We start from the raw sequence: 14,094 nt of genomic DNA on the forward strand, positions 1-14,094 counted from the left end.
GCGCGGTCGTGCGGTGGCTCAGCCGGCCAGGGCGTCCAGGTCCAGGATCTCACCGCTGGGCTTCTGCGCCGGGACCTTCTTGTCGTAGTCGCTGAAGGTGAGGGTGCCCGGGTCCTTCGCGGAGACGCTGTCGACGCGCAGCAGATACGGCTTGCCCTCGGTGGCGACGTACAGCGTGTAACGCTCCTTGCCGTCCCGCTCGTTCAGCACGATCGCGGGCGTGCCGTCGACGGTGGTGGTCTTGCCGCGCGAGGCGTCCGTTTCGGCGTCGTCGGCGTCGCCGAGCACCGTGTCGAGGTCGCAGAAGCCCGCGATGTCCTTGGCGTCCTCGCCCTTCGCGGACATCTTGGTCCACTTCCCGGCGAGCAGCGCCACGGCCGCGTCCACGTCCGACTTCTTCTCGCCCTTGCTCTGCTCGCGCAGGAACTCCTCGTCGTACTTCATGTAGACGGTGTCGCCGACCTTGATCAGATCGGCCTTGCCCTGGCCGCCCATGCTCATCGTGCCGGCGCACTCGCCCTGCTTGTTCAGGGCCATGTCGATCGTGATGGTGCTCCCCGACTCGTCGTCGGCGACGTCCCCCTTCATTCGCAGCGACGAGGCACCGGTCGTGGCCTCGACGGCCTTGTCGGCGATCTCGGCGCCGGTGAGTCCGGCGAAGGCTTCCTTCGCGGCGCTCTTGCCCGGCGAGGGCGAACTCGACGTGCTGGAACCGGCCTTGTCCGGTTTGCTGTCGGCCTTGTCCTGCCCGGACTGGCAGCCGGTGAGACCGATCGTGGCCGCGGCGGCGAGGCAGACAGTGGCGAGTGCGGTGTGACGCATGGGAATTCCCCGATGGTGAGGCGGTGGGATGAGCGGGTACGGCGAGACCTGACGCGGGTGGATGCCGTACGGCATCACGTGCGCGGGCGGCGTGGAGGGTCTCGCCGTACGGGGGCCGGCGTCAGCCGGTCTTCTTCCAGTCCGTGCAGCCGGACGTCTTGAAGTAGGTGTCCTTGGCGCTGATGGTGACGACGGCGCTGCCGGACACGTTGTCGTTCGCGATGATCGAGTCGAGGCCGTGCTCGGCGTCCTTGGCGCGCTCCCAGTAGCACATGTCGTCCTCGTTGCCGGTGGACTTGTACGTTCCGGGCGCGATGTCGGCGCCGACTCTGAACATGCCACCGTCGCCGGCCATCTTGGCGGCGGGCGAACCCTTCGCCTTGGTGTCGACGGCCTCCCAGTCGTTGCAGTCGCTCGACTTGAAGATCTTGTCGGTGGCCTTGACGGTGACGTAACTGGTGCCGGTGACATTGTCGTTGGCGAGCAGCGAGTCCATCTCGCCCGAGGCGTCCTTGGCGCGCTCCCAGTAGCACATGCCGTCCTCGTTGCCGGTCGTGCGGTAGGTGCCGGGCTTGATGTCCGAGCCGACCTGGAACTGGCCGTCCCCCTCGAAGGCCGGCTTCTTCTCCTCGGCGGCCTTCGCCGACTCCTTACCGCCCCCGGGCTTCGCCTGGGCGGACGAAGAAGAGCCCTTGCCGCTGCTCTCGGAACCGCTCGTGGAGTCGTCACCGGAATTCGCCGAAACGGCCCCGATGACGACGATCCCCACGACGGCCCCCAGCGCGATCTTGCCCTTCATGCCCATGACTGTGTCCCCTCCCGACACGGTGACAGCCGCTGATCGGCCGTCGTTCGTTCGCTGGGTCAATAAGAGCAGAGGCTGTGAACCGAGTCAACACGGTTCACGAGATGAGCCGTGTACACGGCCGTGAATGGGTAGATCTTGCCTACGCCGCTATGCTCGGCGTCACACGCGGGACACGCGGAGCGGGGACGATGAGGGAGCGGGCCGGTGCAGGACAACGCCACAGAGGTGACCGCCGCCGGGATCGCCCGGCTCGCCGGGGTCGGCCGCGCCGCCGTCAGCAACTGGCGCCGCCGCCACGCCGACTTCCCCAAGCCGGTCGGCGGCACCGAGACCAGCCCGTCCTTCGCCCTCGCCGAAGTGGAGAACTGGCTGCGCAAGCAGGGGAAACTCGCCGAGGTCCCGCTGCGGGAACGCGTCTGGCAGCAACTTGTCGGCCACCCCGAGGGCCCGGTCGCCGCGCTCACCCACGCCGGGTGCGTGCTGCTGCTCATCCATGACCGGCCCACCGTCTGGCTCGACGTGAGCGCCGGATCCGACGAGCGGCTCGCGGCGATGCTGCCGGGCGCGCTGGAGGAGGTGCTGACGCCCCGCTTCGGACCGGTGTCGCCCGTGAACTCCCGGCGCGCTGTGAACTCGCCGCGCCCCGTCAACGCGCCGCGCGCCGTGAACACCGCCGATGCCGACTCCGCCCGTGTGAACACCCCCGGCACCGACACCCCTGTGAACACCCACCCGGCGGTCCCCCACCCCCACCCCCACCCCGCCGCCCAGCCGGCCGTCCACCTCCCCACCGGCCCCGACCTCCTCCCCTCCGCCCCCCTCCTGCGCGGCGCCGCCGAACTCGCGGCGGAACTCGGCGCCCGGCAGACCTTCGAGTTCCTGCTCGGCCGGCACCTCGACGCCAACCCGCGCCAGTACACGCTCACCCCCGCCGACCTCGCCGACCTCATGGCCGACCTGGCCGGCCCCGTCCGCACCGTCCTAGACCCTGCCTGCGGCACCGGCGCCCTGCTGCGCGCCGTCACCGCCCGCACCGACCAGGAGCTGTACGCCCAGGACAGCGCCCCCGAACTCGCCGCCCTCACCGCGCTCCGGCTCGCCCTGCACACCCGTGCCGTCGTGCGCGCCGCCACCGGCGACACCCTGCGCGCCGACGCCCACCCCCACCTGCACGCCGACGCCGTCCTGTGCCACCCGCCGTTCAACGAGCGCAACTGGGGCCACGACGAACTCGCCTACGACCCCCGCTGGGAGTACGGCTTCCCGGCCCGCACCGAGTCCGAGCTGGCCTGGGTGCAGCACGCGCTCGCCCGCCTCAAGGACGGCGGCACCGCCGTCCTCCTCATGCCGCCCGCCGCCGCCTCCCGCCGCTCCGGCCGCCGTATCCGCGCCGACCTGCTGCGCCGCGGCGCGCTGCGGGCCGTCGTCGCCCTGCCGGTGGGCGCGGCACCGCCGTACAACATCCCGCTCCACCTGTGGGTGCTGCGCCGGCCCGAGAAGGCGCCGGCGCAGCCCGAGGTGCTGCTCGCCGACACCGGGCAGTTCGCCGCCGACGGACGCGGCGGGCCCGACTGGCGGGACGTGCGGGAGGCCGTACTCGACGCCTGGCGGGCCTTCGACCGCGCGGGCACCCTGGAGGACCGGCCCGGCCTCGCCCGTTCCCTGCCGGTCATCGACCTCCTCGACGACGACGTGGACCTCGCCCCGGCCCGCCACCTCCCGCCACCGACCGCGGCCGACGGCGCCGAGCAGCTCACGGCCGTGCGCGAGCGGCTCGGCGAGACCCTGCGCCTGACCGCGGACCTCACGCCGTCGCCCGCCGACGCCGCGCACCCCGTCCGCTGGCCGCTCACCACCATCGGCGAACTCGCGCGCGGAGGCGCCCTGGTGCTGCGCACCGGCGGAAACGGCGGCCACGCACGCGTGCCCGTCCTCACCGACCACGACGTCCTCGCCGCAACGGCACCCTCCGGCTCACTCCCGGAGAGCGACGAGGCCGCCGTGCTGGTCGAGCCCGGCGATGTCGTCGTCCCGGTGCTCGGCGGCGGCTCGATGGCGCGCGTGATCGACGACGCGACCGGGGGCGCCGCCCTGGGGCGCAACCTCGTGCTCCTGCGCCCCGAGCGCACGGCCCTCGATCCCTGGTTCGTGGCCGGCTTCCTGCGCGGCACCGCCAACAACCGCCAGGCCAGCAGCTACGCCTCCACCGCCACCCGCCTCGACGTGCGCCGCCTCCAACTGCCCCGGCTCCCGCTCGACGAACAACGCCGCTACGGCGAGCGGTTCCGCGCACTCGACGAGTTCGAGCGGGCGCTCAGGCGCGCGGGCCGGCTCGGAGAACAGCTCGTGCGCGGGATGTACGACGGCCTCACGGACGGCACGGTCGCCCCCGACTGACGCTCCCGGGCGTTCCCTTGGCGCACGCCCGGCGCGGAAGCCGCCACTCCGCCGACCTGCGCGGGCGCGAGAAGTGATCAGTGCGACAACGGTTCGGTACAACCCGGGACCGCATGTCCGTGTCGGCCTATACGCTCGCCTGTACGCGCGAAGCGACAATCGCAGGAACGGGGTTGCCGGGCGTCGGCCGCCCTCGTACGCCCACCCAAGGCACCAGGAGCAGTCATGCATGGCCACGGCTACACGCAGCCGGTGAAGCAGCCGCCCCACCCGGCATGGCTGGTCCTCCTGCGTGTGCTGTTCGTGGTGCTCGGGATCTTCACCATCGGCCTGTTCTCCTGGGCGATGCTGCTGCGCCTGGCGCTCGTGACGCGCAGGGGGCTCGACTGGGCCCTGTTCGCCGCCTCGCTCGCCGCGGTCACCCTCGGGCTCGTGCTGATCGGCATCGAACCGGGCGACGAGATCCACACCGCGGGCGGCTGGACCGGCATGGCCCTGCTGTTCGGCACGCTGGTGGCGGCGATCGCGTACTACCTCTCCGCGGACGTACGCCACTTCCACCAGCTCCGCTACAGCGCGTACGCCGGGCAGCCCGCCCCGGTCCCGACGCCCTCACCGGCGTACGGCTACCCGCAGCCCCACACCCAGCAGCCCCCCGCACCGTCGCCGTACACCGCCACGACCCTGCCGCAGGCGCCCGCCCCGATCCCGCAGCCGCAGCCGCACCAGCAGATCCCCATGCCGCAACCTCCCGCGCCCCACACGCCCCCGCCCGCGCCCCAGCGCCCAGCGCCCGCCCGTATCGACCAGGTGCGCGCCGAGCTGGACGAGCTCAGTGACTATCTGCGCCGGCAGGACGGCCAGGCCGGCGGCAACCACGAGGGCGGAAGGTGACCGTGGCGACAGGACGTGTCGTCGCCGGCCGCTACGAACTGTCCACGCTCATCGGACAGGGCGGCATGGGACAGGTCTGGACGGCGTACGACCAACGGCTGGACCGGCGCGTGGCGGTGAAGCTGCTGCGCCCCGACAAGGTCGCCGGGCAGGAGGCCGACGAACTGCGCCGCCGGTTCGTGCGCGAGTGCCGGGTGACCGCGCAGGTCGACCACCCCGGGCTCGTCACCGTGCACGACGCGGGCAGCGAGGGCGAGGAGCTGTTCCTCGTCATGCAGTACGTCGACGGCGCGGACCTCTCCGACCACCTCGCCGAGCACGACCCGTACCCCTGGCCGTGGGCCGTCGCGGTCGCCGCGCAACTCTGCGCCGTGCTGAGCGCCGTGCACGCCGTGCCGATCGTCCACCGCGACCTCAAGCCGCGCAACGTGATGGTGAAGCAGGACGGCACCGTCACCGTCCTCGACCTCGGTGTCGCCTCCGTCATGGACGCCGACACCACCCGCCTCACCCACACCGGCACCCCCATCGGCTCGCCCGCCTACATGGCGCCCGAGCAGGCCATGGGCGGCGCCGTCGGCCCGTACACCGACCTCTACGCGCTCGGTGTGCTGCTCCACGAACTCCTCAGCGGCGACGTCCCGTTCTCCGGCTCCACGGCGCTCGGCGTACTGCACCGCCACCTGTACGAGCCCCCGCTCCCCGTGCGCCGTCTGCGCCCGGAGGTGCCCGAAGCGCTTGAGACGCTCGTCCTGCGCCTGCTCGCCAAGGACCCGCAGCACCGGCCCGCCAGCGCGCAGGAGGTCTACGAGCATCTGGAGGCGCTCCTGCCCGCGCGCGGGATGCCCACGGGTGCGCCGCTCGACCCCACGCGCCCCTTCCTGCGCCCGCACGCCCCCTGGCCGGACCGTGCCCGCACGCCCGCGCCCCAGCCGGCGCCCGCCGTGCCGCACACGCCCCCCGCCGAGAAACCCGACGTCGCGCGCGCCGTCGACGAGGTCAAGCGCCTCCTCGGCGAGGGCCGCATCACCCAGGCCGTCGACATCCTCGGCGCGATCCTGCCCGCCGCGGCCGAGCAGCACGGCGAGCACTCACCGGTCGTCCGCACCCTGCGCAAGCAGTACGCCGCCACGCTCATGGACGACGGCCAGTACCGGCGCGCACTGCCCGAACTGCGCCGCCTCGCCGACGAACGCGCCGCCGAGGCCGGCCACGCCGACCCCCAGTCCCTCCGCTTCCGCCACGACGCCGCCCAGTGCCTCGAACAACTGGGCGAACCGGCGGCGGCCCTGGCGGAGTACCGAGCCCTGCTCCCCTTCTACGAGAACCAGTACGTGGCCGGCGACCCCGACATGGCCCACGACATCCGCCGCCGCATCGGCCACCTCCTCCTCGCCCTCGGCGACCGCCCCGCCGCCCACGACACCCTGGCCCGCCTCGTCCACGACGTCGAACACCTCCACGGCCCCGGCCATCCCCTCGCGACGGAGGTACGCCGGACGCTGGAGTGGCTGGGACAGGTACGCGGCTGAGACCCGTCAGGACGCCTTCGGCCCGGGGCACAGGGCACGCCGTGCCGCGCCGGTGCCCCAAGTCCCGGTGAATCGTTGGTCGAATGGGTTGGCCAGAGCTTGCCCACTGCCTACCATCGATCACCGCAAGACTTTGTGCACCGTCGCACAATCTCCTCGGGAGGCTTCCTTGCACCGCCGTCGTCGCACCGCGTTCCTCCTCTCCGCCGCGATCCTCGCGGCGCCGCTGCTCACCGCCTGCGGCAGCGACGCGCATCCCGGCGCGGCCGCCGTCGTCGGCGACCAGCGGATCACCGTCGCGCAGCTGGAGACCAGGGTGAACGAGGTGCGCGACGCCCAGCGCGCCGCGCTGCCGGACGACGCGCAGTACGCGCAGGCCATCGCCAAGACCGGCACCCTCGCCCGCGACACCCTGCACGGCATGGTCCTCGACCAGGTCCTGCACCGCGCCGCCGAGGACGCCGGCATCACCGTCACCCGCAAGGAGATCCAGACCATGCGCACCGGTCTGGAACAGCAGGCCGGCGGCTCCAAGGCCCTGGAGACGGCCTGGCTCCAGCAGTACGGCGTCGCCCCCGAGCGCCTCGACGACAACCTCCGCCTCCAGCTGGAGGCCCAGAAACTCGCCGCCGCCCTCGGCACCGACACCAGCCAGCCCGCCTTCTGGGCAGCGCTGTCCAAGGCGTCCAAGGAACTCGACGTCGACCTCAACCCCCGCTACGGCACCTGGGACGTCGAGAAGAGCAGCCGCGTCGACGCCAAGACGCCGTGGGTGCGCGAGGTCACGGCATCGGGAACCCAGCAGACGGCCTGACCCGGGCTGTGGATGACTCGCGGGGCTGTCGGCGGCGTGGGTTAGCTTCGAACCGTGAACACCACCAGCCCCGAAGCCACGCCGGACACCCCCGCGGCCCCCGGCCGCATCGTCCTGCTGACCACCAGCCACCGCGTCGCCCCCGGCCTGCTGTCCTGGCCCGCCTGGCAGACACTGCACGCCGCCGACCGCGTGCTGTGCGCCGACGGCGCGCACCCGCAGCTGCCGTATCTGCGCGAGGCCGGGACAAGGGTCGACGAGGCGTCGCCGACGGCGGAGGAACTGGTCGCCGCCTGCGCGGGCGGTCACACCGTGGTCGTCGTGGCGACCGGTGAGGGCGAACCGGCCCTCACCGACGGCCTCGCCCGCCTCGCCGGCACGGGCCGCGTGTCCATGCCCGACCTCGAACTCCTCCCCGCCTCCTACGACCTCCCCGGCGCCCGCCTCCTCGACCTCGTCCAGGTCATGGACCGCATCCGCGCCGAATGCCCCTGGTCCTCGCAGCAGACCCACAAGGGCCTGGCCAAGTACGGCATCGAGGAGGCGTACGAACTCGTCGAGGCCATCGAGGACGGCGACCGCGACGAACTCCGCGAGGAACTCGGCGACGTCCTCCTCCAGGTCGTCTTCCACGCCCGCATCGCACAGGAGCACCCGGACGCCCCCTTCTCCATCGACGACGTGGCGGGCGGCATCGTCACCAAGCTCATCCACCGCCACCCCCACGTCTTCGGCGACGAGACCGCCTCGACCCCCGAGGAGGTCAAGGCCCACTGGCTGCGCACCAAGGCGATAGAGAAACAGCGCGAGTCGGTGACGGACGGCATCCCCCTCGGCCAGCCCGCCCTGGCCCTCGCCACGAAACTGGCGTCACGGGTCCGCACGGCGGGCCTGGCGGTAACGCTCCCGAAGGGCGAGGGCATCGGCTACGAACTGCTCGCACTGGCAGCCGCCGCCGAGGCCGAGGGCGTCGATCCGGAGGCGGCGCTGCGGGTCGCGGCGCGGGCTTATCGGGACGCGGTTCGGGCGGCTGAGGGGCTGGGTGCCTAGTACGCCGACATCCGTACGTGGCGGCCCGGCGAGGCTGGGCGGTGGTATGCAGGGCCGCCGAGACGGGTCGTCCGGAGCCCGCGCGGGTGTCGGCGGAAAACCCGGATACCGTCAAGGAGTGACCGACCAGCCCCTCGCCGAGCGCACCACCCCCACGGCCCCCGAACTCTTCACCTGGGAGTTCGCCACCGACCCCTACCCCGCCTACGCCTGGCTCCGCGAGCACGCACCCGTGCATCGGACGCGGTTGCCGAGTGGGGTGGAGGCCTGGCTGGTCACGCGTTACGCCGACGCCAAGCAGGCCCTCGCCGACCAGCGGCTCAGCAAGAACCCCGCGCACCACGACGAGCCCGCGCACGCCAAGGGGAAGACCGGCATCCCCGGGGAGCGCAAGGCGGAGTTGATGACGCATCTGCTCAACATCGATCCGCCGGACCACACGAGACTGCGCCGGCTCGTCAGTAAGGCGTTCACACCGCGCCGGGTCGCCGAGTTCGCCCCGCGCGTGCAGGAGTTGACCGATCAGCTGATCGACCGGTTCGCCGCGCAGGGCTCCGCCGACCTCATCCACGAGTTCGCGTTCCCGCTCCCCATCTACGCCATCTGCGACCTGCTCGGCGTCCCCCGCGAGGACCAGGACGACTTCCGGGACTGGGCAGGCATGATGATCCGGCACGGGGGCGGGCCGCGCGGCGGGGTCGCGCGGTCGGTGAAGAAGATGCGCGGGTATCTGCTGGAGCTCATCCACCGCAAGCGCGAGAGCCTCCCCGCCGATCCCGTCCCGGGTGAGGACCTGATCTCCGGCCTTATCCGCGCGTCCGACCACGGCGAGCATCTCACCGAGAACGAGGCCGCGGCGATGGCCTTCATCCTTTTGTTCGCGGGGTTCGAAACCACGGTCAATTTGGTGGGTAATGGGCTGTTTGCGCTGATGACCCACCCTGACCAGCGTGCCCGCCTCCAGGACTCCCTCGCCGCAGGCGAGACCGGCCTCCTGGAGACCGGTGTCGAGGAACTCCTGCGCTACGACGGCCCGGTGGAGCTCGCCACGTGGCGCTTCGCCACCCAGCCGCTCACTGTTGGAGGGCAGGACATCGCCGCCGGCGACCCCGTGCTCGTCGTGCTCGCCGCCGCCGACCGGGACCCCGCACGATTCGCGGACCCCGACACGCTCGACCTGTCCCGCCGTGACAACCAGCACCTCGGCTATGGCCACGGCATCCACTACTGCCTCGGCGCACCGCTTGCCCGGCTGGAGGGTCAGACCGCGCTCGCCACCCTGCTCACCCGGCTCCCCGACCTCCGACTCGCGGCGGATTCTGCCGATTTGAGATGGCGTGGCGGTCTCATCATGCGTGGGCTGCGGACGTTGCCGGTCGAGTTCACGCCGACCTCGTAGCAGGGTTCGCGCCAACTCGGCCATGAGCGCAGGCCGTTGTAAACGTGACACGCCCTCATCTCTGTGATCTTCACGTGATCTGCGCGGCATTAACTTGTGACAAGTGATCGTCTGCCGATACGTTCACCAACCAGCGTGGCGACCAGCACCACCCGCCACGCCGGTCACCGCTGTCTCCGAAAGGTCCCCGCATGCTCACCGGGAACGGTCGTCACCGTCGCCCCCGCCAAGCTCCGGCGCTTCTCGTCGCGGCCGGAGTGACCGGCTCCGCCATCGCGATCCCGCTGCTCGCCGCCACCGCCGCGAACGCGGCCGACGGGAGCACCTGGGACAAGGTCGCCAAGTGCGAGACCGACGGCTCCTGGAGCCAGAACAACGGTGACGGCACCTACGGCGGGCTCAGCCTCTCCCAGGAGAACTGGGAGGAGCACGGCGGCCTCGACTACGCCCCGACCGCCGACCTGGCCAGCCGCAACCAGCAGATAGCCGTCGCCGAGAAGGTCCTCGCGGACCAGGGTGTCGGCGTCTGGGGCGCCTGCGGGCTGCTCAACGGGCTGAGCAAGGACTCCGGCTCGGCCGATGTCGACACGGGTGTCGGGAGCGGCTCGTCCGACACGGCCGGCTCCGCGTCCGATGCGTCCGGATCGGGGTCGGAATCATCCGGGTTGTCCAACTCCTCGGAGTCCGACTCGTCGGGTGACGCCTCCACCGACGCCTCCGGTGACGCGTCCGGGAGCGCCTCCGGTGATGCCTCCGCCTCACCCTCCGCTTCACCGGACAAGTCTTCCAAGTCGGACACGTCCGACTCCGGGGTGGCCGATTCACAGTCGCCCGACAGCTCGCCCACAGTTCCGGCCAATGAGGTCGAATCGGACAACTCGTGGCAGGAGGGCGGTTCTTCGAGCCTCGTCGACATCGGCGCGCTCGGTGATGGCGCCGAGAGCGAGGCGGGCACCGGGCGGCACCGCGGTGCGAGCGCGGCCGAGAAGGCGTACACCGTCCGCGAGGGCGACACGCTCGCCTCCATCGCCGACTCCCTTGGGCTCGACGGCGGATGGCGTCGGCTCTACGCCGTGAACAAGAAGGTCATCGGCACCGACCCGAGCGCCATCATGCCCGGTCAGACCCTCGTAGTCGGGTCTGAATAGGGCGAAAACCGGCGGGAGTTCACGTCATGCTTCGCGCTGAATGTCCGGTTTGGCGAAAGTGTGGGATGAGTCTCAGAAGCCCTGATCGTCTTTGAAATTCCCCGGATTCCGTGGCTACGGTCAACACCGCTCGTCACCACGAGCCCCGGCTGCCGCAACGCCGAATCCTGCCAGCGGCCGTACGGGAACAGTCGTCGCGTCAAGCGCCGTAGGCAGGAGCGGGGGACCCAAGGTAAGTGCCGGGCCCAGCAGTTCACGCTGGACCGGCTTGGGGTGAAGCCGCGCATCGGGAGATGCGCGGCCGGGCAACTCAACCGGCCCGAACCCGACAGCTCACCTCGCAGGCGTCGGTGAGGGGATCCACCATGCTGTTTTCCGGCAAGGGCAAGCACCGCCGTCCGTCCAAGGCCACCCGCGCCGCCGCGCTCGCCGGCGTCACCGGTGTCGCCATCGCCGCCCCGCTGATGGCGGCCGGCAACGCCTCCGCCGCCACCGCCTCCGAGTGGGACGCCGTCGCCCAGTGCGAGTCGGGCGGCAACTGGTCCATCAACACCGGCAACGGCTACTACGGCGGTCTGCAGTTCTCCGCCTCGACCTGGGCCGCGTACGGCGGCACGGCGTACGCCTCCACCGCCGACCAGGCCTCCAAGTCGCAGCAGATCGAGATAGCCGAGAAGGTCCTCGCCGCCCAGGGCAAGGGCGCCTGGCCGACCTGTGGTGTGGGCCTGTCCGGCGCCACCTACACCGGCGGCGGCAGCTCGTCCTCCTCCGGCTCCTCCAGCTCGTCGAGCGACAGCAGCACCAGCACCCGCTCCTCCGAGCAGTCGACGTCCCGCTCCTCGGAGCGCACGACCGCCAAGAAGACCGTCACCACCCCGACCGGCAAGAAGGTCAAGAAGGGTGATGGCGAGTACAAGGTCGTCAAGGGCGACACCCTCAGCTCCATCGCCGAGAAGCACGACGGCAAGGGCGGCTGGCAGAAGCTGTTCAAGCTGAACAAGGACATCGTCAGCGACGCCGACTTCATCTACCCGGGCCAGCAGCTGCACCTCAAGTAGGGCAGCCGGGCAACGCCCAGCTGAACCACAGCGCCCTCACATCCGTGGTCCTCATACTGAAGGCCTCGTGAGGGTCACCCCCGTCCCCCACGGGCTCCCCGCTCCGGTGCGTGTTCCCCCGTACGCACCGGGGCGGGGTTTTTTACGCCATCTCTTTGTTCCGTTCGGAAACAATTTACTCTCGGTTCTGTCCACGGGGCGGTCCACGCGGTGGCCGATCGCCCTGAGCCGGTTAGGCTCGTCTCGCAGAGCCGCTGCGGCAGTGCCGTAGCCGCGTCACATCCCAAGAAGGAGATGCTCGTGCCGTCCATCGACGTCGTCGTAGCCCGGGAAATCCTGGACTCCCGAGGCAACCCCACGGTCGAGGTCGAGGTCGGCCTCGACGACGGCAGCACGGGTCGTGCCGCCGTCCCCTCCGGCGCCTCCACGGGCGCCTTCGAGGCCATCGAGCTTCGCGACGGTGACCCGAACCGCTACATGGGCAAGGGTGTCGAGAAGGCCGTCCTCGCCGTCATCGAGCAGATCGGCCCCGAGCTGGTCGGCTACGACGCCACCGAGCAGCGCCTGATCGACCAGGCCATGTTCGACCTGGACGCCACCGACAACAAGGGCTCCCTCGGCGCCAACGCCATCCTCGGCGTCTCCCTCGCCGTCGCCCACGCCGCCTCCGAGGCCAGCGACCTCCCGCTCTTCCGCTACCTGGGCGGCCCGAACGCGCACCTGCTGCCGGTGCCGATGATGAACATCCTGAACGGCGGCTCGCACGCCGACTCCAACGTGGACATCCAGGAGTTCATGATCGCCCCGATCGGCGCGGAGTCCTTCTCCGAGGCGCTGCGCTGGGGCGCCGAGGTCTACCACACCCTCAAGAAGGTGCTGAAGACCAAGGGCCTGTCCACCGGCCTCGGCGACGAGGGCGGCTTCGCCCCGAACCTGGAGTCCAACCGCGCCGCCCTCGACCTCATCGTCGAGGCCATCAAGCAGGCCGGTTACATCCCCGGTGAGCAGATCGCGCTCGCGCTCGACGTCGCCGCGTCCGAGTTCTACAAGGACGGCAAGTACGAGTTCGAGGGCAAGTCCCGCTCGGCCGCCGAGATGACGGAGTACTACGAGGAGCTCGTGGCGGCGTACCCGCTCGTCTCCATCGAGGACCCGCTGTTCGAGGACGACTGGGCCGGCTGGAACGTCATCACCGAGAAGCTGGGCGACAAGGTCCAGATCGTCGGCGACGACCTCTTCGTCACCAACCCGGAGCGCCTGGCCCGCGGCATCGAGGAGGGCTCCGCCAACGCCCTGCTCGTCAAGGTCAACCAGATCGGTTCGCTGACCGAGACCCTGGACGCCGTCGAGATGGCCCAGCGCAACGGCTTCAAGTGCATGATGTCCCACCGCTCCGGCGAGACCGAGGACGTCACCATCGCCGACCTCGCCGTCGCGGTGAACTGCGGCCAGATCAAGACCGGCGCCCCGGCCCGCTCGGACCGCGTCGCCAAGTACAACCAGCTGCTGCGCATCGAGGAGATCCTCGACGACGCCGCGGTGTACGCCGGCCGTAGCGCGTTCCCGCGCTTCAAGGGCTGACACCCCCTTAAGGACAGCGTCGTACGTACGTCCCCGTACTCGGTCCCGTACCGTGTGCGGGGACGTACGCGCGTGGGTGAACGGGAGTGAGAGATGGCCGTCAAGGACCGGGACCGTTTCTCCACCGCGACCCGGATCCGGCTGCTCGGCGAGCAGACCGCGGCCCGGGTCTACCGCTCCCAGACCAAACGGCAGGCCCGCCGCTCCCGGCTCACCGGCCGCGCGGCGCTGCTCGCCCTCGTCCTGTGCTCGCTGATCGTCGCGCTCGCCTACCCGATAAGGCAGTACGTCTCCCAGCGCGCCGAGATCTCCGATCTCCAGCGGCAGCAGGAGCAGGCCCGGCAGCGCGTCGAGCAGCTGCGCGATCTCAAGGCGCGGTGGCAGGACGACGCGTACGCCGAGCAGCAGATCCGGCAGCGGCTGCACTATGTGATGCCGGGGGAGACGGGGTTCGTCGTCGTCGACCCGGGCGCGGCCCAGCAGTCGCGCGCCGAGCTGGGGGCGGCGGACCGTCCCTGGTACTCGAACGTCTGGGACGGGGTCGACAAGTCCGACGCCTCCGACCAGTGAAGCCGACCTAGAGAAAGACAG

At 71.1% G+C, this 14,094-nt stretch carries 12 protein-coding genes and 1 riboswitch; of the genes, 10 read left to right on the forward strand and 2 right to left on the reverse strand.

What is annotated here, in order from left to right:
* Positions 1–18 precede the first annotated feature (18 nt).
* On the reverse strand, positions 19–822 hold the full coding sequence (locus ACIHIX_RS29225; RefSeq protein WP_399961239.1) for a hypothetical protein: 804 nt from the start codon (positions 820–822) through the stop codon (positions 19–21).
* Between the two features lie 121 nt (positions 823–943).
* Positions 944–1,627 carry a hypothetical protein gene (locus ACIHIX_RS29230; RefSeq protein WP_399961242.1) on the reverse strand — a complete coding sequence of 228 codons (684 nt, stop codon included), beginning with the start codon at positions 1,625–1,627 and terminating at the stop codon, positions 944–946.
* 207 nt (positions 1,628–1,834) lie between these two features.
* Here ACIHIX_RS29230 and ACIHIX_RS29235 point away from each other — a divergent pair, with 207 nt between their 5' ends.
* The 10 genes from ACIHIX_RS29235 (at position 1,835) to ACIHIX_RS29280 (ending at position 14,073) form a co-directional block, all read left to right on the forward strand.
* Complete coding sequence (locus ACIHIX_RS29235; RefSeq protein WP_399961244.1) at positions 1,835–4,027, forward strand: N-6 DNA methylase; 2,193 nt, start codon at positions 1,835–1,837, stop codon at positions 4,025–4,027.
* A 225-nt stretch (positions 4,028–4,252) separates the two neighbouring features.
* Complete coding sequence (locus ACIHIX_RS29240; protein ID WP_399961246.1) at positions 4,253–4,921, forward strand: hypothetical protein; 669 nt, start codon at positions 4,253–4,255, stop codon at positions 4,919–4,921.
* Between the two features lie 38 nt (positions 4,922–4,959).
* Positions 4,960–6,453: a protein kinase gene (locus ACIHIX_RS29245; protein ID WP_399961464.1), complete on the forward strand. Its 1,494-nt coding sequence runs from the start codon at positions 4,960–4,962 to the stop codon at positions 6,451–6,453.
* Between the two features lie 169 nt (positions 6,454–6,622).
* Complete coding sequence (locus ACIHIX_RS29250) at positions 6,623–7,267, forward strand: SurA N-terminal domain-containing protein (RefSeq protein ID WP_399961248.1); 645 nt, start codon at positions 6,623–6,625, stop codon at positions 7,265–7,267.
* A gap of 54 nt (positions 7,268–7,321) precedes the next feature.
* Positions 7,322–8,317, forward strand: coding sequence for a nucleoside triphosphate pyrophosphohydrolase (locus ACIHIX_RS29255; RefSeq protein WP_399961251.1), 996 nt, complete (start codon positions 7,322–7,324; stop codon positions 8,315–8,317).
* Positions 8,318–8,435: 118 nt separating this feature from the next.
* A complete protein-coding gene (locus ACIHIX_RS29260; protein ID WP_399961253.1) occupies positions 8,436–9,716 on the forward strand; it encodes a cytochrome P450 in 1,281 nt (426 codons plus the stop codon).
* Between the two features lie 191 nt (positions 9,717–9,907).
* Complete coding sequence (locus ACIHIX_RS29265; protein ID WP_399961256.1) at positions 9,908–10,864, forward strand: transglycosylase family protein; 957 nt, start codon at positions 9,908–9,910, stop codon at positions 10,862–10,864.
* Between the two features lie 194 nt (positions 10,865–11,058).
* Positions 11,059–11,226, forward strand: a riboswitch (cyclic di-AMP (ydaO/yuaA leader).
* A gap of 3 nt (positions 11,227–11,229) precedes the next feature.
* The gene (locus tag ACIHIX_RS29270) at positions 11,230–11,922 is read left to right on the forward strand and encodes a transglycosylase family protein (protein WP_399961258.1); all 693 of its coding nucleotides are present in this window, start codon (positions 11,230–11,232) and stop codon (positions 11,920–11,922) included.
* 294 nt (positions 11,923–12,216) lie between these two features.
* Positions 12,217–13,503, forward strand: coding sequence for a phosphopyruvate hydratase (eno, locus tag ACIHIX_RS29275; protein WP_399961260.1), 1,287 nt, complete (start codon positions 12,217–12,219; stop codon positions 13,501–13,503).
* Between the two features lie 93 nt (positions 13,504–13,596).
* Positions 13,597–14,073: a septum formation initiator family protein gene (locus tag ACIHIX_RS29280; protein WP_399961262.1), complete on the forward strand. Its 477-nt coding sequence runs from the start codon at positions 13,597–13,599 to the stop codon at positions 14,071–14,073.
* The last annotated feature ends 21 nt before the right edge of the window (positions 14,074–14,094 follow it).

The organism is Streptomyces sp. NPDC051913 (assembly GCF_044593635.1).
GTDB lineage: Bacteria > Actinomycetota > Actinomycetes > Streptomycetales > Streptomycetaceae > Streptomyces.